The following is a 21392-nucleotide window of genomic DNA, read 5'->3' on the forward strand; positions in this document are numbered from 1 at the left end:
TCTGCCTAGACGAGGGCCTCATGCTCAAGCCTCGCAAGCCCGTTTTCAATCAAGCCTTTCAGCAATGCGTCGACGTCGGCCTTGCAGCGTTCGGCGTCGACATTGTAGCGAGCGAGAACCGCGCTGCGGATATCGGCGATCGATTTGGATTCCTGGATCAGCTCCCAAATGAAGGCCCCGACACCGTTGAGGCTGTAATAAATATTGGATTTCAGGTTGAGAAGCGCGAGGCCACTGCCGAATTCGCAAGCAACGGCGTCCTTGGTGGCCCTTACGCAATCCTGCTCGGAGGGGTTCCAGTTCATCCTAAAACCTCGTTTGCAACACACGGCCTACACGTCGTCGGTTCAAGGCGGAAAGTCGGGGATTTTCATCCCCGGCTCCATTTTGGTCTTGGATCCTGGAGGCCCAACGTCACTCCTCCAGCATCAGGCTGGTCTCAGGAGAAAGTCAGGTCGCCGATCGGGGTGTGCGCGGGAAACGATGCGTCGAGTGCCGTGTTGCCACCGCCGCCCTGCGTAATGGTTTCAATTGAACCATGTACCGTCAGGTTTGGCGTCTCATACTCATGCTTTTCAACATTCTGTTCCATTTTACTCTCCATTAGGACTTGAAACGGCCTGTCGATTGCCGTCAGCACTTTAATGCTGCATTGCAATAGCTGCATGGCAACATTTATGAGTCAAGCCTCATTTACCTTGCGTTAATCAATTATGGGTTGCGACCGTCACCCGGTATAAGAGACTCGCCTCTTTTGAGATAAGGCCGCATGCAATCGGCCCTTGCTGCTAAAAGCCCTGTAAACCTTTGATTCTACTATTTTAAGGGAAAATAACGCAGGCGATTGATTTTAGATGACACTAGACTATATCCCTCTTTGAGCTGACCGCCGCCGACAGCCCGGCGGTTGCAAAATTTTGCACTGCGAAAGGAAAGGCTTTACGGCGCCGCGGTTTTTAAGGATGCTTTGCTTCGCAGGTGCAGCATAGCGCGATGCGCAAACCGTTTTTTGGAGACTGTGCGCTCAATGGCCTTGCCGGAAAGCTCTTATGAAAGATTGCGCGCCACGGACTGCGCCAATGAGATCGCCTATGTGCAGGCCTGCTTACGATTGTATTTCGCAGGAACGGCCGCCTCGGCGGGCGAGGTGTCGCCGCCTGGCCTTTCCGTCGCTGTCGTCGCCGATATCGCCAGGCTCAATAAGGTCGGTACCTTCGTTCTGAAGGCCCTGTCGCGTGCGCCGGCGAATGACAGGCCGGCCGAGCTCTTCCAGTGGCTTGAAACCTATCGTAGAAGCACGGTTTCGATGAACGCCGCCTGCCTGATGGATTCGATGGCCATCAACGAGGCACTGCTCGACAGGCGGATTGATTTCGTCTTCCTGAAAGGGCCATTCCAGCAGCATCTGCTTTACGACGATCACTTCATGAAGCCTGCGGGCGATGTCGACATCCTGGTCTCGCCGGTCGGGTTCTCGAAGGCACGCGAAGTGTTGCGCTCGATCGGCTACGAGGTGTCAGGCAAGTCACGTTCGGTCTGGTGGGTCCGCTTCCTCGGCGAACAGCACATGGTCCGCGGCAATGGGCCGAGATCATCCACGGTCGATCTTCATTACCGGCTTCAGCAGCCCGGCTCGCCCAGTCCCCGCGATGCCGACGGGTTCCTGCGGCGAAAACGGCTGGTCGAGATTACCGGCGCCGAAGTCCCCTTCACGTCAGCCGCCGACACTTTGATGCTGTCCTGCATCAGCGTCGCCAAGGCCCTGTTCAACCGCGAGCCCTGCGCCGGCTATGTCTGCGATATCAGGGCCGGCGCCAGCCGACTCGACGAGGCTGATCAGCAGCGTGTGCTCGATGCCGCGGTGAACCAGGGACTGGAAGACACCTTGCTGCTCGGCCTGCGCGCCGCCGATGTGCTGCTGGGCGGCACCGGCACGCTTCTGTCGGAGCGGGCCAAGCCGATCCTGTCGCGCATCGGCAATGAGGATCTGCTCAACATGGTCATTGCGCCATGGCTGTTGTCGCTGCGCTGGCCGCAGCGGCGGACGGTGTTGTGGGAATTGTGCGGGCGGGCTCCCGTCCGCTATCTGGCCGAGGTTGGCTGGGCCGCGTCGGCGGACATCAGCCGCCGCATCTTCGAACGGCCGGCCAGTCCATGATGGCAGTGGTATCGAACGGGTACAGGGCGGGGGCAGAACGGAACCTGTGCAAGAGGCAAATTCCATGTCGATGACGAAATCCCAGGTCTGCGTGATCATCGCGGCCAAGAACGCGGCGCGCACCATCGCGGTCGCCATCGGATCCGCGCTGCGCGAACCGGAAGTGGCGGAGGTCGTCGTCGTCGACGACGGCTCTACCGACACTACGGCCGAGGTCGCCCGCTCCGCCGATGATGGCAGCGGTCGGCTTACCGTCATGCGCCTCGACGTCAACCGCGGCCCGTCCTTTGCCCGTAATGCCGCGATCGCCCGCTCACGAGCGCCGTTCGTCAGCATTCTGGACGCCGACGATTTCTTCCTCGAGGGCCGGTTTCGCAACCTGTTTGCCGGCGCCGACTGGGATTTCGCCGCCGACAACATCATGCTTATCAGAGATGACGCGACCGGTGACGCGACCAAAATCGTCGCCCCGGATTTTGCCGCCGATCCGGAATTCCTGGATTTCGAAAGCTTCGTGGAAGGCAACATCTCCAGACGCCGCGTGCAAAGAGGCGAGCTCGGCTTCTTGAAGCCCGTGATCAGCCGTGCCTTCCTCGACCGCCACGGATTGCGCTACGACGAAAGCCTGCGACTGGGCGAGGACTATGTGCTTTACGCGCGGGCGGTCGCCCACGGGGCACGGTTCAAGGTCATCCGCTCCTGCGGTTACGGCGCCATCGTGCGCGCCGATTCGCTCAGTGGCCGCCACAAGACGCAAGACCTGAAGCGGCTGGCCGATGCCGATCTGGCGCTGCTGGCCATCGACAGCCTGCCGGAAGGGTCCAAGGCGGTACTGCGGCGGCACGAGCGGCATGTGCGCGACAAATACCGGCTGCGCAATTTCCTCGACGTGAAGGCCGAGCGAGGCCTGGCTTCGGCCGCGGCCTACGCCTTCGCAAGCCAATCCAACCTCATTCCTATCGTCCAGGGGGTGGCATCCGACAAGCTCGAGGCGCTGTTTCGCAGTGTTGGCCTCGTGTCCGGGAACAAGCGCGTGCCGACGCTGCGTTTCCTGATGGACGGAACCAGCACGGGCAAGGGACGGTAAGGCGCGGGACCGTCCGGTGCTGCCTGCCGCCCGGGAGCGTGCTACGCAAATCATTTCGATCGGATTCATGAGTTTACGAATTGGGTGGTTGCCTCGCGGCTCCGGGGATGGCAGTCTATGTTGCGATGCAGCAAATTGAACGGCCAGCCGAATTGGCCCCGATCGGACTGGTCCCAAGTCTCTCTTCTTCGGAGAAGTGGACGCGGTACGAGTTTTTGAGCCCCGGTTGCGGGGATCGGCCGGTGGCCCGGACGGAAAGCCGGTCCAGAAAGCCGGCGATGACGGGAATTTAAGCTCATGGCCTCGATATTCGGCTTCAGATCAAGGGATCCTATCCGCGACAGGCAGACAGACGTTGCGCGTCTCGACCGGCTGGCGAAGCTGTTCGAGCAGGTCGCGGCTGAAATCGATGCCGAGAAAACCAGCCTGGAGAGCCGCTACCGCAAGGAGGCGACCAACGCGGCCTTCCCAGTCGAAGCCGTGGAAAACGGTTCCGCCTCCGACCGCCGCGCGTCCGAGGTCAGCGCGCTGACGCAGTCGATCTTGAACAGCGAGCGCCGCATCGCGGCATTGTCGCGCCAGGGCGGCATGATGCGCGAGCTCCGGCATTCGCTGGATGTGGTCTTCGACGAGAACGCGGCCACCGATTCGCCGGCCACGGTCGCATCGGCCTGGCGGGCAGGAGCCGGCCGGGGGTGAAGGCGGCGGCGCGGGACCGTTACGACGGAGGTGATGCAAGACTGGAGGAAGTCGGGAGGGTGATTGAAGAGGTCAAGGTTGGCCCGTTTGGAAGCGGTTCAAGCGTCGACTTTGGGTTGGGGACGCACAGCGCAAAGGTGAGTTTGTCATGAATTCGGATCCCAAAATCATGTCCACGACAGCAATCGACACCCCCCTGCATTTCGGCTGGCGGTCCGGCCTGGCAGTCGCTTTGCTGCTCGCCGCTCTTGGCAGCCTGCCGGCAACCGCGTCTCATGCGCAGGATGTCCAGTCCGCGCCCTCTTTCGTCGACGACTTCAAGAGTTTCGACCGCGAGCGCTGGTACGTTTCAGATGGCTGGACAAACGGCAGCCATCAGAATTGCACCTGGTCGAAAGGCCTGGTCCAGCTTTCCGACGGCGTTCTTTCGCTCGGTTTCGCGAAGCAGAAGATCAAGGATCGTGAATTCGCCTGCGGTGAGATACAGACCAAGCAGCGCTTCGGCTATGGTACCTATGAGGCGCGAATGAAAACCGATACAGGCGCCGGCCTCAATGCGGCCTTCTTTTCCTATATCGGCCCGTCCGACAAGCAGCCCTGGGACGAGATCGATTTCGAGGTCCTCACCAAGGACACGTCCAAGGTGCAGGTCAACGCCTATATCGCCGGCAAGGGCAAGAACGAGAAGCTGGTCGACGTGCCCGGTGGCACCGACAGTGCCTTCAACGACTACGCCTTCGTCTGGGAGAAGGATAGTCTTCGCTGGTACCTCAACGGCCAGCTTGTGAACACCATCACCGATCCTGCGAAGCTGCCCAGCCATGCGCAGAGGATTTTCTTCAGCTTTTGGGGCAGCGACACGATGAAGGGCTGGATGGGAGCGTTCGCCGATCCGGGCCGCAAGCTTTCGCTGCAGGTCGAACGTGTCGCCTTCACCGCGCTCGGCCAGCCCTGCCAATTTCCGGAATCGCTGGTGTGCAGTATAAAGGAGTTCGGAAAGACGAATTGAACCGGCAGGGCCGAGAAGAGGCCCGCTGCCTGATGGGAATCAAACCGCATGAACTTGACGGTGTTTGGAATTGGCTATGTCGGCCTCGTGCAGGCGGCGGTGCTTGCCGAGGTTGGACACCAGGTCGTTTGCGTCGACATCGACGCAAGCAAGGTGGAGCGGCTCAACCAGGGCCTAGTCCCGATCTTCGAGCCAGGCCTTGAAAGCATCGTCAGGGAGAATCACGCCGCCGGCCGCATCAAGTTCACCACCGATGCGGCGGCCGCCGTCAGGCATGGCGAAATCCAGATGATAGCGGTCGGCACGCCGCCCGGCGAGGACGGTTCGGCCGACCTCAAATACGTGTTGACGGTCGCCGAGACCATCGGGCGCGAGATGGATACCGCCAAGATCGTCGTCGGCAAGTCGACCGTGCCGGTCGGCACCTGCGAAAAGGTGAAGGCTAGGATCGCCGAGACGCTGAAGAAAAGGGGGCGCGAGGATTTGCGCTTCGACGTCGCCTCCAATCCCGAATTCCTCAAGGAGGGCTCCGCCGTCGCCGACTGCATGAAGCCCGACCGCATCATCGTCGGCACCAGCAGCGAGGACACCGAAGCGGTGATGCGCGAACTCTACGCGCCCTTCAATCGCAACCATGAGAAGATGATCGTGATGGACGTTCGGAGCGCCGAGTTCACGAAATACGCCGCCAACTGCATGCTGGCGACCAAGATCAGCTTCATGAACGAGATGGCGAACCTCGCCGAGCAGCTCGGCGCCGACATCGAGGAGGTGCGCAAGGGTATCGGCAGCGATCCGCGCATCGGCTACCACTTCATCTATCCGGGCCTCGGCTATGGCGGCTCGTGTTTTCCCAAGGACGTCCGCGCTCTGATCAAGACCGCCGAGGGCGTCAAATTCGACGCCAAGCTGCTGCGCGCCGTCGAGGAGCGCAACAACGACCAGAAATCCGTCCTGTTCGACAAAGTGCACCGCTATTTCAAGGGTGATCTCACGGGCAAGACCTTCGCGCTGTGGGGCTTGGCCTTCAAGCCCAACACCGACGATATGCGTGAGGCGCCGGCGCGTGTGCTGATGGAAGCGCTTTGGAGCGCCGGCGCGACCGTGCAGGCCTATGACCCCGAGGCCATGCAGGAATGCCAGGCCATCTATGGGCTGCGTGACGACCTGATGTTGTGCGGCACCAAGGAAGCGGCATTGCGCGGCGCCGATGCGCTGCTGATCGCCACCGAATGGAAGAATTTTCGCGCACCGTCCTTCGATGCGCTGAAGGCTGCACTGACCACGCCGGTCATCTTCGATGGCCGCAACCTCTACGATCCCAAGGTCGTGGCGCGCCACGGCATCGAATATCACTCGATTGGCAGGCTGGCCGCGTGAGCAGCTGAATACTATCACGACTGCTGTTAACCCGGTGTTGTGCGCTCCGCGCTCTGGGCAGTTTGCGCGACATGCATTAGGTCGACGGAAAATAGGCCAGCTTGAATTGGATAGCCGGCCTTGAATCGTGTAGCCCCGTGCAACGTCACCAACGCGCCATCACTCCAGCTGAGCAGCGCGTCATCGTGGTGTGTGAATTGAGGCGATCATGTCGATCGCTCGACGCTCACGGGCTGGCCACCATGCCACTTCAATGGGACGCCGCGGGTCAATGCACGTCGCCCAAAAGTGATCTCGGTTTGGGAAGACGACATGCGTAAAACAAAGACCAAGCGTGTCGCCTGAATCCGTTTCGACGCGACGCGCTTTAGGCGGTTCGGGGCTTGGTCGAAAACATCTTGTTGAGATTTTGCACAGGGCTATCGACCATTCTTCGGAAAATGTCGGCTACCAAAAGCGACACTGCAAGAACCATGGGCAGGACGATCCACACAGGAGCACCAATCAACGTACCTATTTTCGCGACAGCGATGAGCACGGTGAAATGAGTGAGGTACAATGGGTAAGATATATCCCCCAGCCAAATCAGCGGCGGCTTATCGAGGAAACGGCTGCTCCCGGGCGAAGCGAACGCCATAAGAATTATGAGGCCAGCACCAACTCCGGAGGAGATGTGGCTGAAAAGTAACCCGTCATAGATGATCCAACGAGCCTCCAAAAGAAGAATTCCCATGGCCCACATCAACGCAACGATAACGGTTGGATATTTGGCGATAGCTGTTTTCAGTGTGTCTCGATAGACGGCCAGGAAAGCTCCGCCGACAAAGATCGGGATATAAATGGAGGTCTGCAGAAGAGACTGCGTTAGGCTGCTGGCGGTAAGGCTAAATGCTTCGGGCCAGATCGCCCCGGGCACCAAGAGGACCAACGACAAAGTTACCATGGCCTTTGGAAATTTCAGAACGCCCCAGACTATGAATGGCATCGCGATGGATATTCTTATCTCGTGTACGAGAGACCACATTATGGGCGATAGCGTCATATGTTGGGTCAGTCCTGTCATTAACAAATGACCCACGACGGACTTGATTGAAATCGCACCAGGTGGCGTGTGCTGGAGCCATTCGCTGTATCCATCTCCGATGGGTTGAACGAAAAGAGCCTTTGATGCAATTATTGCCAGCAACAATGCGACGGCAAAGGGCATCCAAATTCGCACTATTCTCTTTGCGGCATAATTGGCAAAAGAATCCCGTGCCTTGAGAATAGCCAACGTCAAGACAAAGCCGCTTAATATGAAAAACACCAGTACTGCTTCGTGCCCACTCCAGAAGATGTGGAGCGGAGAATAGGTAATTACGTTTTCCCAACGCCAGGTGAAATGGCGTGTCGCGTTCGGGTCTGCCCACACAAGCAAATCGATACCTGGAATTGCCAACACCAAGTGGCTCGTTAGTACGACGATAGCGGCAATTCCACGAATTGCATGCAGGGAATTGAAACGGTCTTGAGCCAATATTCGCGCCCTGAATTAATCGACATAGCGGCGGTTATCTAACTGCGAAGAAGTCCCGCTTGACATAGGCACGAAATGCCCGGCGCTGGGATATTCGAGTGCGAGCGCCCCGAAGGGTTGAAATCCTCGCACGCAGGCCGGGTGTCGGCTGCGGCGCGTAAGGTTCGACTTTGAAGACCGACGCAAGCTCCGGAAAGCGCTCCATGAGATCGGTATAAGACTTGTGGAAACGCCATCCCCATGGCGGGACGGCAGCCTTCCAGGGTTTGGCGGGGCCGGTGAAATGGATGATCTTTGGCGCGAGAATTCCGTGGCACTTGAGCTTGGCGTAGACATTGTGGAAATTATAGGCCGGCGAGAGCGGTTCGACATTTTGCTCAAAGACGGCATTGAGCGCACTCTGGTCGTGCCGAATGAACGTGTCGCCGTTGCTGAAGAATGCGTTTAGCGCTTTGGGACCATAAATGGCCCAAGTGTCCCGGTTGCATGCCAGCACTCCGGAGTTGAAGTAGCTCTGACGCGTGGCTCCCGCCAACACATCGAAATAGCCTTTAGGATTAAGCCCCAATCCATCGTCGGGATCGAGCCAGGCGCTACCCCTGCCGGCCGCGATCCAACCGTCCCGGACCCGATGCCGGACGAGCGGCGCAATGTCTCCAACGATTTGGATATCGCCATCAAGGTAAACGATGTTGCGATACTGCGACGGCAAATGGTCGGCTATCACGAGCCGCGCCAAAGCGGTGACTGGCACGTGGTTCTTGGCAAACGCCACGCCATCCGGTGGCACATAGGACGTGTCGGGCAGCGGGATGAAGGATATCGCCCGACCTGCACGGTTCTGAAGTGTGTCGATCAGTGCTGGATCGACACCGACCGTGTAGATCATGATGTCGGCCAACGCGTCGATGCCTTGCGCCGTCAACTGAAGTGCCGCCAGGAGTGACGGACCGAGATATCCGTTGTCGGTCACGAAGACGACCGCGGTCTCGTGCCTTTTCCCTGTCATGCCCACCGTCCAAGCAGGCGTGCGCCCCTGCCCATCAAAAGCCGCTTGCTCAGGGCAATCAGTTCAGTTTCGGGTCCTACAGGTCGTCGCATCAAATTCCACTGCAGCAATTGCGCTCCGGCAAAAGAGATCGCTCCAATGGCGATCTGTGACGCGAGGTTCAAAATCACCTCGGACATTTCGACGCTGGATGGAAGCGCCGACCGAGAGACGAGCACGGCCGCGATCATGACTCCGGCACTTGCCAGGCTTCGCAGATTGGGGCGCACCTGTGCAAGATAGCCAATGCCGGTGAGTTGCCGCACGACCTGAAGATTGAAAAAGATGCCGATGACCCCCGCCACCGCTCGCGCGATTGCCACGCCGGCAAGTCCACCAAGCCAAAGTCCCACGACGACCGAGGGGACGCGCAGGATGAATGCCTGAACGTCACGCTTGAACAGCAATCGCGTGTCCCCCGTTGCCATCGCCAGCGGTTGCGCCAGGCTTCCCAGGGTTTGAATGGCAAACACGGCAGACAACGCCTGGATCACGATTACGGCGGGAAGCCACTTGTCCGTCATCGTCAGCCGGACCAATGGTTCGGCGATCAGCGCCATTCCGACACCGACGGGCAATGCGATCATCGTGACGAGCGCTTGCGACGACTGGTAGACCTTCTCCAGGCCGCCGTCGTCGCGGTTCTTCACATGGGCGAATGCAGGAAACAGCACCGAGGTCAAAGGAGCGATCGCCTCGCGCGTCGGCATGGCGGCGAGATTGTCGCCCACCGAATAATATCCAAGCGGGGTCTTGCCGAGGAAGGCCCCGATCAGCAGATGGTCGAACCGCCAGTTCAGTGTGTTGATAGCCTGTGCAAGAGTCAGCCAGATGGAATAGCCGAACATCTCGCGCCAGTGCCGCAAGCCGGGCTTTGGCTTGAAGGGCGCGACTATATAGGAAATGACGAGGCCAGTGAAATCCGATGCCAACGTTCCCGCAACAAGCGCCCAGTAGCTTTTGAAGATGAACGCGAACACGGCCGACACGATGAGCCCGACCAGCTTCTGGGAAACTTCGACCAGGAATTGCTGCCAGAACACCAGGTCGCGCGTGAGGAGGATTCGACGCGGACTGCCAAGCCCGCCTATCAGTGTCGAAATTGCCAACGCCGCCAGCACCGGCGGCAAGCGCGGTTCCGCGAACGCCGATTCGGCCGGCATCGCGACGACCATAAGCATCGCGGCGACCGCCGCGGCACGCACCGCGCTTAGCGTCCAGGCGGTATCAAGATGTTCCTTGGTGGGATTTGGGTGATGGATGAGCACAGCGCCGATCGAAATTTCGGTGACTGAGTTCAAGATCGCGAGCACGGTCCAGCCGAGGGCGACAATTCCGAAATCGCCGGGAGTGAGCAGCCGCGCTAGGACAAGCGTGCTTACCAAGCCCAGGAGATTGGTGATGAGCCGAGCCGCGGTGATCCATGCCGCGCCTTTGGCCAGTCTTCCCTTGATTCCATCCACGCGCCGGCGCCTCCAGTACACTCAGAACCGACACATCCCCGCCCGCGATCGATATTCGATCAATGTCCGATGCGATCGTTTTTATTCCCCGTCGGGTCAGGGCGCAAGCATTTATGCCGCAGTGCAGCATTAAAACGGATATGGCTATTGTGCACCGCAGTCGGTGGGGCAAGATGGAAAGAGCGACACACAAAAGGATCGACTTCTGATGACGCACCAGAAATGGCTGGAAGACCCCCCGCAAGGGAGCCGAACGACCGAAGATCTTCAAATTGCCTTGCGGCATCGTATCAGAGAAGTCTTGCTCCCGCTGATAGCCGGACGCGGCGAGCGCATCCACCTTATTGATCCACCGGAGCATCCCAACGTTGGCGACTGCGCGATCTTGTTGGGCGAATTGGATTTTTTCAAACGCGAGCTTCCCGGCAGCCAAGTGGCATTCCACGACTGGAGTACCTACAGCCCGTCATCTGACCGACACATCGAGCGCGCATCCGTTCTCTTGATGCATGGCGGGGGCAATTTCGGGGATATATATCCTCACCACCACGAGTTTCGTTTGAAAATCCTTCGACGCTTTCCCAATCGACCGACCATCCAGCTGTCTCAAAGCATCCATTTCGACTCACCGGCGGTGTTGCAGGAGACGCGTGACGCCATCGCCGCGCATTCCGATTTCACATTGCTGGCTCGTGACACAAAAAGTGAAGCCTTTGCCCGGGCGAATTTCGATTGCCAAGTGGTGCTCTGTCCGGACATGGCATTCGCCATGGACCGGATCGTCCGCAAGCCGGCAAATGTGGACGCGTTCTGCCTGTTGCGCACTGACAAGGAAGCGGTGGCGCCGCATGAAGAAATCAAGAGGCAGCTGAACCAGATGGGGCTTTCCGCGGAGGCGAGAGACTGGTTGGATGATCCCAGAACCGCGGCTCGATTGGGGGACATATTGTTCTCCAAATTCACGCGTAAGTTTCCTGCCGCCTATCCGCTGCTGGCGCCCTTGGCGCTTATCGCACGCCGACGCTACGCGGAGACCCGGCTGAGGGTGGGTATCGATCTGTTGAGCCGCGGGCGTATTGTGGTCACCGATCGGTTGCATGCTCATATTCTGAGCACGCTTCTCGGAATCCCGAACGTCGTTTTCAGATCCTTCGATGCCAAAGCTGCTGCTTTTTACGACACCTGGACACATGCGGCGTCCATCTGCCGGCTAGCTGATGGTCCCTCCGACATGGTCCATGCTGTCCAAGCCGTGATGCCGCCGAAATGAGCCAGGTCATTGGAATGCCGGATTGCAGCTCTTCGCCGCATTACGCGGCGGTGATCCGCGCATATCAATGCACGCCGCTCCTGATCGAAGTGATAGAAGCGCTGCGAAGACAAAGCGTGCCTCCGAAACGGTTGATCATCGTGGATTCGTCGCGCGATCCGGCCGTATCCAGCGCGTTTGAAGAGCTTGGTGCGGATATCGTGACATATCCTTCCGAGGACTTCAATTTTTCGAAAGCGATCAATCTCGGTGTCGCCGTCAACGACCAGCCTCTCACGCTCATCATCAGCAGCCACATGCTCATTCGGGCGCCTGACCTGATAGCGAAAGGATGGGACGCTGGTCTTAGTGGGGGCATGGAGATTGTCTACTGGAGGCATCCACCAGCACAGGATGCCCCACACGAGTGCCATACCGTTATGACCAATCACAACTTCAACGGCAGAAATGGCCTGTCCAATACCATGGCCATGATCCCTACTCGACTGCTGCGAGAGCGTCCCTTCCGGGAGGAGGTCTTTTCGGCCGAGGACCAGGAATGGACCAAGTACTATTTGGCATCCCGCCGTCACGCGATGTTGCGCATCGACACCAGGGATGTCAGCTACAGCAATCCCAACCACAACGCCGAGACATGGAGCGAGACCAAGCTTCTGCGGGAGGAATTGGCAATTGGATACTTCGTCAATCGGCGGCTACTTTTGCCGGACAGGATCATCGCTCGGCTTCTGCGAGGTATTCTCGCCACTTTGCGCCGCCGACCAGAAAAAGCTCGAGTGCATTTCGGCTTTGCCTGGGCCATGACTAAAGCAAATTTCAAGCAACCAAGTGCAAAGTCGCGATATTTTTGAGCCGTGGAGCATCTCCCGGGTCGTGGTAGCTGACATTTGTGGCGTTCGAAAGATCAGAACGGCTTTTTTTAGTTTAAGGAACGGTGATGAGAAATTCTGTTGATGAAAATATCAACATAGTATGCGTGTCCGATACAAACTACGTACCGCATCTGGTTACGCTATTGAAATCAGTCCAATCAAATTCTGATCATGATGACACCTTCAATGTGCATATTATACACGATGCTATAAGTGAAGATTTGCAAAAATTAATATCGGCCGAATTGAGAGGGATGGAGGTTCGCTGGTATTCAATTGTTGGTCACGATGCTTTGACATTGCCTCCTCTTCTGCAAATAAGCCGCGCTACTTATTTGCGTCTTATCATGGACGAGGTTCTGGATGAATCGATATCTCGTCTCATATACCTGGATATCGATATGGTTGTGACGGGCAGTCTGAAAGAGCTTTGGCAATGTGATTTGGGTCACTGTGTTTGTGCGGCTGTTCCTGATCCTGGTATAAATATCGAAGCGTTCGCGCAGAAGTATAATTTGGCGCTTCCCGGTCAATATTTTAACGCGGGGATGATGGTACTTGACATGCAGCGCGCTCGTATTGATGGAATTCTGAGAGGTGCATTGAATCTGTTGCTGGAGCATCCATCCAAGTTTGAATATGCCGATCAGGACGCCCTGAATGTTATGTTGTGGGGTAAGTGGAAGCAGGTGGATGCGACGTGGAATTTCCAGAGAGAGTTTATGTACGATGATCTAGCCGCATGGCGCGTGATGTCGAGAGATAGGCATACCGTGCCGAAAATCATCCACTTTACGGAGAGCGTTAAGCCGTGGAAGGCTGGAGAGTGGCACCCGTTTGCGTGGCTTTATTGGAAGCACCTGCTCCGGTCGGGATTCGCCGGGGAGGTCATGCGAAAAGAGAACATCAGGTATCGAGACATCATCAAAATGTGGCTTAAGTACCTATTCAAGAAACCGAATTTGGCTCGGGGCTCGGCCAATCCGTAGGGCGCCATCCTGCTTCGTCTCGATCCCCGCATTTTATGCTGCAGCGCAATATGCACCGTGGACAAATTTATCGCCAGTCGATGGTCTTCCGCGGCCTGACTCCCCAAGGGAAGCTTCCCGAGCCAGCAAGCCTTTGAAATGAAGTGACAAATCCATCCGGAGCGTGTGGTTCTCCTGACTGCTTGGCATTCGCCTTGATCAACGCACCGGGTCGAATTTTGCTACGCCGCAGCAAAAATGTTGCGATGCAGCAAGAGCTGTACTAGGCTCGCCTCGGGTGGGTCAAACAGCGGTCGAGTTTTCATGCTGCATGTCTTGTACCTTGTACACGATGTTTCCGATCCGGCGGTTCGCCGGCGGATCACGATGCTCCGGACAGGTGGCGCCCAGGTCACCCTGGCTGGCTTCCGCCGTACCGCCACCCCGGTTGCCGATATCGAAGGATTGCGGCCGGTCGACCTGGGCGCGACGCGTGACGGCCGATTCGCGCAGCGTCTGGCGGCCGTGGCGAAAACAGCAGTTTCGATAAGTTCGAAGCTCAAGGGCATGCCGAAGCCCGACATCATCATCGCGCGCAACCTGGAAATGCTGGCGTTGGCGCGCCGGGCAAGGTCGGCTTTCGGCGCCGCGGTCCCGATCGTCTATGAATGCCTCGACATTCATCGCCTGGTGCTCCGCGACGATGTCCTGGGCAAGGCGCTGCGCGCCACCGAGCGCCATCTGGCGCGGGACGTGAAGCTGCTGGTAACCAGTTCGCCCGCCTTCATCGCCAATTATTTCAAACCCTTCCGCCAGGTCGCGGCACCGGTGGAACTGGTCGAGAACAAGTATTTCGAGGCAGCGGCTGTTCTGCCTGGCGAACGCGAGGCGGTGGAAGGACCTGGCGCGCCGCCATGGCGTATCGGCTGGTTCGGGGCGCTTCGGTGCCGCCGCTCGCTCGAACTGCTGGCCGGCTTCACGCGCCGTATGGAGGGCCGGTTCGAGATCGTACTGCGCGGCCGCCCGGCACTTTCCGAATTCCCGGATTTCCATGCCTTCGTCGATGCCGAACCTTACCTGTCGTTTCGCGGGCCGTATCGCAACCCGGAGGACATGGCGGCGATCTATCAGGACGTCCATTTCTCCTGGGCGATCGATTTCTTCGAGGAGGGACAGAACTCCGAATGGCTGCTGCCCAACCGCCTTTATGAAGGCTGCCGCTTCGGCGCGGTGCCGATCTCGATGGACAACACCGAGACCGGACGGTTCCTGCGGCATCGCGATATCGGCGTTTTGTTGCCGCAGGCCACGCCCGAGGCGCTGGAAACAGCACTTGGCAGGATGGAACAACACCGCTTCGGCAGGCTCAAGGCGCGCGTGCTGGCCCACAATCCGAGGATGTGGAGCTACGATCGCGGCGACTGCAGCGCCCTGGTCGAGAAACTTCGCCGACTGACCATTGGGCGCGAGGCTTTCACAACCGAAGTTTTGGCCTAGGAGAAACATCGCCCGATGACGCAAGCGCCTGCCGCCAGCCTGATCGTGATCCCGTGCCTCAACGAGGCAACTCATATCGGTGCGCTGCTCGACCAGCTCTGCCCGGCGGCGGAACGGCTTGGCGCGCGGATCCTTGTTGCCGATGGCGGCAGCACCGACGGTACGCTGACAATTGTCGGCGAGCGCCAGAAGAACGATCCGCGCATCATCCTGCTTCACAATGAAAGGCGCATCCAGAGTGCCGCGATCAACCTCGCGGTGTCCAAATTCGGCGAGGGCGCGCAATATCTGATCCGCATCGATGCCCATGGCGGTTATCCCGACGACTATTGCGACCGGCTGATCGAGGAGGCGCAGGCCACCGGCGCCGATTCGGTGGTGGTTTCGATGCTGACCAGCGGCAGCGGCACCGTGCAGAAGGCGGCGGCGGCGGCGCAGAACTCCAAGCTCGGCACCGGCGGCTCCAAGCATCGCCACCTCTCCGCCGGCGAGTGGGTCGACCACGGCCATCACGCGCTGATGCGGATATCGGCCTTCCAGGCCGTCGGCGGCTATGACGAGACGTTCAGCCACAACGAGGATGCGGAACTCGACTATCGGCTGAGGCAGGCCGGCTACAAGATCTGGATGAGCGGCAGGACGCAGATGGTCTACTATCCGCGTACTTCGCTGCGCGGCCTCTATTTCCAGTACCTCGGCTATGGCCGTGGCCGGGCCAAGAATGTGCTGAAGCACCGGGTGATCCCGAAGGTTCGGCAGATGGTGCCGTTGGCGGTCTTCCCGGTGGTTCTGTTGGCGGCCTTCTCCTTCGTGCACTGGATTGCGGCGCTGCCGCTGTTGCTGTGGGTGGCGGTGTGCCTGGGCTACGGCCTGGTGACGGCCATCAGTCAGCGCAATGCCGATATCGCGCTTGCCGGCGTCTCGGCGATGGTCATGCATTTCGGCTGGTCCGTCGGCTTCTGGCTGCAGCTTCTCGGCCTCGGCGCGTGGCGGAGGGCGGCATAATGGTGGCTGGGGCCAGGAACCGCAGCATCGACATCGGCGTGTGCACGTTCCGGCGGCCGGAACTGGCCGACACGCTGCGCTCGCTCGCCGCGCTTGCCATGCCTGACGGCTTCGAGGTCGGCGTCATCGTCGCCGACAATGACGACACGCCAAGCGCCAGGGCGTTGGTGACGGCGCTGTCGCAGGAATTGAAGCTGCCGGTCCGCTACCGGCATTGCCCGGCGCGTAACATCTCGATTGCCCGTAACGCTTGCCTCGACGCCAGCAAGGCGGATTTCCTGGCCTTCATCGACGACGATGAGACCGCCACCGCCCACTGGCTCGCCGAACTGGTGACAATGGCTGAACAGAGCGGCGCCGCCGCGGTTCTCGGCCCGGTGCGCGCGCTCTATCGCCCGGATGCGCCGGACTGGATGCGCCGCGGCGATTTCCATTCCACCTTGCCGGTTCGCGTGCGGGGCGAAATCCGCACCGGGTACACCTGCAACGTCCTGCTGCGCATGGGATCGGACAGCCTGCGCGACCGCCGCTTCAGCCTGGCGCGCGGCCAGACCGGCGGTGAGGACACCGAATTCTTCGACCAGATGCACAAGGCAGGCGGCCAGATCGCCTTTGCCCCGGAAGCATGGGTGGACGAGGCGGTGCCGAGGGCCAGAGCCGCGTTCGACTGGCTCAGCCGCCGCCGTTTCCGGGTCGGTCAGACGCACGGCCATCTCCTGGGCCGCAATGCCAGCGGCATCGCTCGGGTGAAGCAGGCCGGCCTTGCCGCGGCAAAGGCCGCTTATTGCTTTGCCGCCGCACTTCCGGTTGCCGCCAGCCCGATGCGCAGGAACCGCAGCGTACTGCGCGGCATCATGCATGTCGGCGTCGTCAGCGGCCTTGTCGGTGTCCGCGAACTGCGCCTCTACGGCCAGCCTTCACCAGAGGAAGGGGGCAAGCATGCAGCCTGATGGTGCCTTCGTCCCCGACGTTTCTTTTGTGATTGCCGCCTACAATGCCGAGGCAACCCTTGATCGGGCGATCGCCAGCGCCATCGCCCAGAAGGGTGTCAGCCTTGAAATCATCGTCGTCGACGACAAATCGCGTGACGGCACAATCGATGTGGCGCGGGCCTACCCCGAGCACATCGTGCGCGTCGTGGCGCTCGAAAAGAACAAAGGCCCCGGTGGGGCCAGGAATGCCGGGCTCGACGCCGCGCGCGGCAGGTGGATCGCGGTTCTCGATTCCGACGACGCCGTCTTTCCCGGCCGCATCGCCGCCATGATAGGCCGCGCCGAAAAGGCGGACGCCGAGATCGCCGTCGACAATCTCCAGGTCGTCCGTGAGGACGGTGTGGTCGAGGACGCGATGTTCCCGCGCCAGTATCTGGAAGGTCTGCGCGAGATAACGCTCGCCACCTACATCGCCGGCAACGTCGTGTTCGAATCGAAATTCAATTTCGGCTACCTCAAGCCGATCTTCCTGCGCAGTTTCCTCGACGAGAACCAGCTGCGCTATGACGAGAAACTGAGGATCGGCGAGGACTACATCCTGTTTGCCGACGCTCTCGCCAAGGGCGGCAGATGCGTGGTCGAGCCTACTATCGGCTATGTCTATCATATTCGTAGCGGCTCCATCTCCCGTGTGCTCGAGCTTCATCACGTCGAAGCGATGCGCAAAGCAGATGCGGTATTCGCTCAAACCCACCAGATGGATGAGGCTGCGCAGGCAGCGTTCGCCCGGCGCGGCCGCAGCCTGCGCAAGGCAGCCTCGTTCCTGGCGATGGTTCAGCACATCAAGGCGCGGTCCCCGCTCAAGGCGATACGGACTGCGCTCAGCGACCCGGCGGCGGTCGGGCATATGGGCATGCCGATCGCCGTGCGGTTGCGAAGAGTAGCGGCACAGTTTGCCGTTGGGGTGGGGAGGTGAAGATGCAGGCACATGAAGGGATTTCTCGTGGCCTGTGAATGGACTGAAGTCGATCTCCTCAGAAGGAATTTGCGATGAAGAAAATCAGGAAGGCCGTGATACCGGTGGCGGGGCTTGGAACAAGGTTCCTGCCGGCGACCAAATCGATGCCGAAGGAAATGCTTCCCGTAGTCGACAGGCCCGTCGTGCAATACGCGGTGGACGAGGCCTTCGAGGCCGGCATCGAACACATCGTGTTCGTGACGGGCCGCAACAAGGCGGTCATCGAGGACTATTTCGACCTCCATCCGGAATTGATCGGAACCCTGGAGCAGACCGGCAAGAAGGCGCAGTTGCAGTCGCTGGAAAGCCTGCTTCCGGTGGCCGGCGCCACCTCCTTTATCCGCCAGCAATCGCCGCAAGGCCTCGGACATGCCGTCTGGTGCGCGCGCGAGGTCATCGGCAACGAGCCCTTCGCCCTGCTTTTGCCCGACATGGTCTCCTTCGGAGGGCGCGGATGCCTGGCCGAGATCACCGACCTCTATGCCGAGACCGGCGGCAACGTCATCGCCGTCGAGCGCTGCGATCCGACCGAGACCAACAAATATGGCATCGTCGGCCGTGGCGCCGACATTGGCGGCGGCTTCGAGGTGACGGCCATGGTCGAAAAGCCGGCGCCGGCCAACGCGCCGTCGAACTTCTACATCAACGGCCGCTATATCCTGCAGCCCGAGATCTTCCAGCTTCTGGGCAACCAGCAACGCGGCGCCGGCAATGAGATCCAGCTGACGGACGCCATGGTCCGCCTGTCGCAGGAGCAGCCATTCTTTGCCCAGCCTTTCAAGGGCCGCATGTTCGACTGCGGTTCCAAGGAGGGGTTCATCCAGGCCAATATCGCCTTCGCGCTGGCGCGCGACGACATGAAGGGCCCGGTTTTCGAGATGCTCCGGGAGTTCGTCCGGACGCATGAACGCCAGGAAGAAGCCGCATAATGCCCATCTTTCGGGAGCATTGTCGGATGGCTGACGGCGGAGGGGCCGGTCGGCTCCTCGCTGTCCGGCACCAAGCGTGTGTCGCGTCCGCCAATGCTCCCGATCTTTCTGGGGCCCGCGAGCGAGACAAGCCAGAATTGGACCGAAGATGAATTATGCCAATTTTCCTCTCGACAAGAGGATGCCATTGCCGAATTCGGACGCAGGAGACGGCGACGACTTCATCGATATCGAGCGGCTGCTTGGCATGGCCGCACGGCAGGCCAAGGTGGTTGGCGTGTGCGCCATCATCGGTCTTTTCCTGGGCTTGCTCTATCTGCAGACGACGCCGCCAAAATTTGTGTCGGTCTCCAGCGTGCTGATCGATGAGGGCCTGAACAAGATCGTCGACGACATCTCGGCGGCATCGACAACCATGCAGACCGATTCGGCCATCCTGAGCCAGATCGAGATCCTGACCTCGACCCGGCTCGCCGCCGTGGTCGTCGACAAGCTCAAGCTCGACCAGAACGACGCGTTCATGAACCCGCCCCAGTCGGCGCTTGCCCAGGGCGTCGGGATGATCCGCGGTCTGATCCAGTATGTCCATCCGAGCCAGGCCACGCCGGGCGTCGGCGATATCTCCAAGCTCGACCCCGCCGCGCGCGATGCGCTGATCGCCACGTCGCGACGCGACTATGCCATCCTCAAGCTGCAGAACGAGATCCGGGCCGATCGCGTCGGGCGAAGCTACGTCATCGCGCTTGGCTATCAAGCGACGGATCCGGGTTTGGCGAAAGCCATCACCAAGGCCTATGCCGACGCCTATCTCGCCGATCAGCTCGATGCCAGCTTCGATGCCACCGAGCGCGCGGCGGTCTGGCTGCAGGGCCGGCTGACCGAACTGCGCGAGAGCTCGCAGCAGGCATCGCTGGCGGTCGAGAAATTCAGGGCCGAACACGGCCTGTCCGCCAACAGCGACGGCCAGCTGATGAGCGACAAGCAGCTCGCCGACCTGAACGCCCAGCTCATCGTGGCGCAGGCCGACACGGCGCGTGCCAGCGCCCGCTACCAGCAATACAAGTCGATCGTCGACAGCGGTTCGGACAACGCTTTCAAGGACGCCGCCATATCCAGCGACCAGCCAAGCAGCGCAGTCATCGCGGCGCTGAAGACGCGCTATCTCACCGTCGCCAAGCGGCAGCAGGATGTGGAGGCGAATTTCGGCCCGCAGCATCCGCAGGCGGTGGCGCTCGCCAAGGAGAAGGCCGACATATCGGCGCAGATCTTCGGCGAACTGAAGCAACTGACCCAAAACTATCGCAACGAATATGAGGTGGCGCTGGCGCGCGAGACCGCGCTCAGGGCCAATGTCGCCGCCGCGCAAGGCAAGAGCTCCATCGACAATCAGTCGCAGGTGAAGCTGCGCGAGCTCGACCAGAAGGCGACGGCGCTGACCACACTCTACCAGACGTTCCTCGGCCGCTACGAGGAAGCCGCGCAGCAGCAATCCTTCCCGGTCGGCAAGATCCGCATCATCTCGGATGCGTCGACGCCGCTTGCCGCCTCGAGCCCGCGCACCGTCATCGTGCTCGGCCTTTCGCTGGTGCTCGGCGTTCTGATGGGCGCCGGCTTCGGCGGGCTCAACGAGTTCAACGAGCGGTTCTTCAGGACCGGCGACGAGGTGCGCGACCGCGTTGGCCTCAAATTCCTCGGTTACCTGCCCACCATCGGCAGCAAATCGACGAAGGAAGACAAACCGGACGAGCCCGATCTCAAGGTCGCCAGATCGCCGGCCGCCATTGAAAGGCGCGCGCGAATGCGGGTAAGCATCGACGCTCCGGCGTCGATGTTCTCCGAAACGCTGCGCAGCGCCAAGATCGCTTTCGATGTCGTCATGGAAGGGCAAGCCAGCCGCGTCATCGGCGTGGTCTCGGTCCTGCCCGGCGAAGGTAAGTCGACGGTCGCGGCCAATCTCGCCGGTCTGCTCGCCGCCAACGGCTCCAGGACGCTGCTCATCGACGGCGACCTGCGCAATCCGGGCCTCAGCCGCAGCCTCGGCATGGAAGCCGAGCAAGGGTTGATGGAAGCCGTGGTGAGCGGTCAAACCTGGCAGTCCGTCGGCAAGATCGACAGGCAGACCAAGCTGGCGATCATTCCGGCGGTGTCGCGTGGGCATTTCTCGCACACCAGCGAGCTTCTCTCCTCGGCCGGCATGCGGCGCTTCATCGAGAACGCCAAGGAGACGTTCGAATACATCGTCGTCGATCTGCCGCCGCTGGGGCCGGTGGTCGACGCCAAGGCCTTCGCGCCGCTCGTCGACGGCTTCGTTCTGGTCGCCGAATGGGGCCGCACGCCGCGCGCCATGGTGCGCTCCATGCTGGAATCCGAACCCTATGTCGCCAACAAGATCGTCGGCGCGGTGCTGAACAAGGTCGATCTGAAGAAGCTGGCCAAATACGGATCGTTCGGCGCGTCGGAGAAATTCTTCGACAAGTACTCGAGCTACTATCTCGACAAGTCGGAAGTGCGGTCGAAGACAGCGGCCTGAGATAGGCCGCC

Annotated in this window: 19 protein-coding genes; 14 read left to right on the forward strand and 5 right to left on the reverse strand. The window is 60.1% G+C overall.

Annotated features, from left to right (window positions below; all coding sequences use genetic code 11):
• Positions 1 to 5: 5 nt before the first annotated feature.
• A complete protein-coding gene (locus FJ434_RS04710) occupies positions 6 to 305 on the reverse strand; it encodes a PqqD family protein (RefSeq protein ID WP_140506649.1) in 300 nt (99 codons plus the stop codon).
• Positions 306 to 439: 134 nt separating this feature from the next.
• Complete coding sequence (locus FJ434_RS04715) at positions 440 to 592, reverse strand: lasso peptide (RefSeq protein ID WP_140506647.1); 153 nt, start codon at positions 590 to 592, stop codon at positions 440 to 442.
• A 435-nt stretch (positions 593 to 1027) separates the two neighbouring features.
• Here FJ434_RS04715 and FJ434_RS04720 point away from each other — a divergent pair, with 435 nt between their 5' ends.
• The 5 genes from FJ434_RS04720 to FJ434_RS04740 all read left to right on the forward strand — a co-directional run bounded on the left by FJ434_RS04720 (position 1028) and on the right by FJ434_RS04740 (position 6333).
• Positions 1028 to 2158: a nucleotidyltransferase family protein gene (locus tag FJ434_RS04720; protein WP_140746139.1), complete on the forward strand. Its 1131-nt coding sequence runs from the start codon at positions 1028 to 1030 to the stop codon at positions 2156 to 2158.
• A 64-nt stretch (positions 2159 to 2222) separates the two neighbouring features.
• Positions 2223 to 3245 carry a glycosyltransferase family 2 protein gene (locus tag FJ434_RS04725; protein ID WP_140746142.1) on the forward strand — a complete coding sequence of 341 codons (1023 nt, stop codon included), beginning with the start codon at positions 2223 to 2225 and terminating at the stop codon, positions 3243 to 3245.
• Between the two features lie 297 nt (positions 3246 to 3542).
• A complete protein-coding gene (locus FJ434_RS04730; protein WP_140746145.1) occupies positions 3543 to 3944 on the forward strand; it encodes a hypothetical protein in 402 nt (133 codons plus the stop codon).
• 148 nt (positions 3945 to 4092) lie between these two features.
• On the forward strand, positions 4093 to 4953 hold the full coding sequence (locus tag FJ434_RS04735; RefSeq protein WP_140746148.1) for a family 16 glycosylhydrolase: 861 nt from the start codon (positions 4093 to 4095) through the stop codon (positions 4951 to 4953).
• A gap of 48 nt (positions 4954 to 5001) precedes the next feature.
• Entirely contained in the window at positions 5002 to 6333 is a 1332-nt protein-coding gene (locus FJ434_RS04740; protein ID WP_140506638.1) for a UDP-glucose/GDP-mannose dehydrogenase family protein, read from the forward strand.
• 367 nt (positions 6334 to 6700) lie between these two features.
• Here the strand turns inward: FJ434_RS04740 and FJ434_RS04745 are convergent, their stop codons facing one another.
• From FJ434_RS04745 to FJ434_RS04755, 3 genes are read right to left on the reverse strand one after another with little or no spacing between them, the layout of a single operon-like run.
• Positions 6701 to 7849, reverse strand: a complete 1149-nt coding sequence (locus tag FJ434_RS04745) for an acyltransferase (protein WP_181165858.1) — start codon at positions 7847 to 7849, stop codon at positions 6701 to 6703.
• A 34-nt stretch (positions 7850 to 7883) separates the two neighbouring features.
• Positions 7884 to 8858, reverse strand: coding sequence for a glycosyltransferase (locus FJ434_RS04750; RefSeq protein ID WP_140746156.1), 975 nt, complete (start codon positions 8856 to 8858; stop codon positions 7884 to 7886).
• Complete coding sequence (locus FJ434_RS04755) at positions 8855 to 10360, reverse strand: lipopolysaccharide biosynthesis protein (protein ID WP_140746159.1); 1506 nt, start codon at positions 10358 to 10360, stop codon at positions 8855 to 8857. Before FJ434_RS04755 ends, FJ434_RS04750 begins: the two co-directional genes overlap by 4 nt.
• Positions 10361 to 10568: 208 nt before the next feature.
• On the opposite strand from FJ434_RS04755, the gene FJ434_RS04760 reads away from it, so the two are divergent.
• From FJ434_RS04760 to FJ434_RS04800, 9 genes are all read left to right on the forward strand, one after another.
• Positions 10569 to 11630 carry a polysaccharide pyruvyl transferase family protein gene (locus tag FJ434_RS04760; protein WP_140746162.1) on the forward strand — a complete coding sequence of 354 codons (1062 nt, stop codon included), beginning with the start codon at positions 10569 to 10571 and terminating at the stop codon, positions 11628 to 11630.
• On the forward strand, positions 11627 to 12481 hold the full coding sequence (locus FJ434_RS04765; protein WP_140506629.1) for a glycosyltransferase family 2 protein: 855 nt from the start codon (positions 11627 to 11629) through the stop codon (positions 12479 to 12481). Before FJ434_RS04760 ends, FJ434_RS04765 begins: the two co-directional genes overlap by 4 nt.
• Positions 12482 to 12567: 86 nt before the next feature.
• Positions 12568 to 13491 carry a glycosyltransferase family 8 protein gene (locus tag FJ434_RS04770; RefSeq protein ID WP_140746165.1) on the forward strand — a complete coding sequence of 308 codons (924 nt, stop codon included), beginning with the start codon at positions 12568 to 12570 and terminating at the stop codon, positions 13489 to 13491.
• A 303-nt stretch (positions 13492 to 13794) separates the two neighbouring features.
• Positions 13795 to 14967, forward strand: a complete 1173-nt coding sequence (locus FJ434_RS04775) for a glycosyltransferase family 4 protein (protein ID WP_140746168.1) — start codon at positions 13795 to 13797, stop codon at positions 14965 to 14967.
• Positions 14968 to 14982: 15 nt separating this feature from the next.
• A complete protein-coding gene (locus tag FJ434_RS04780; protein ID WP_140746171.1) occupies positions 14983 to 15972 on the forward strand; it encodes a glycosyltransferase family 2 protein in 990 nt (329 codons plus the stop codon).
• Complete coding sequence (locus FJ434_RS04785) at positions 15972 to 16922, forward strand: glycosyltransferase family 2 protein (protein WP_140506622.1); 951 nt, start codon at positions 15972 to 15974, stop codon at positions 16920 to 16922. The genes FJ434_RS04780 and FJ434_RS04785 overlap by 1 nt, the downstream gene beginning before the upstream one ends.
• The gene (locus FJ434_RS04790; RefSeq protein ID WP_140746174.1) at positions 16912 to 17880 is read left to right on the forward strand and encodes a glycosyltransferase family 2 protein; all 969 of its coding nucleotides are present in this window, start codon (positions 16912 to 16914) and stop codon (positions 17878 to 17880) included. The genes FJ434_RS04785 and FJ434_RS04790 overlap by 11 nt, the downstream gene beginning before the upstream one ends.
• Before the next feature lie 74 nt (positions 17881 to 17954).
• A complete protein-coding gene (locus FJ434_RS04795; protein ID WP_140746177.1) occupies positions 17955 to 18851 on the forward strand; it encodes a UTP--glucose-1-phosphate uridylyltransferase in 897 nt (298 codons plus the stop codon).
• Between the two features lie 148 nt (positions 18852 to 18999).
• Positions 19000 to 21381, forward strand: a complete 2382-nt coding sequence (locus tag FJ434_RS04800; protein ID WP_140746180.1) for a polysaccharide biosynthesis tyrosine autokinase — start codon at positions 19000 to 19002, stop codon at positions 21379 to 21381.
• Positions 21382 to 21392 lie beyond the last annotated feature (11 nt).

The sequence above is a fragment of the Mesorhizobium sp. B2-5-13 genome (genome assembly GCF_006440535.1).
In the GTDB taxonomy this organism is placed as follows: Bacteria; Pseudomonadota; Alphaproteobacteria; order Rhizobiales; family Rhizobiaceae; genus Mesorhizobium; species Mesorhizobium salmacidum.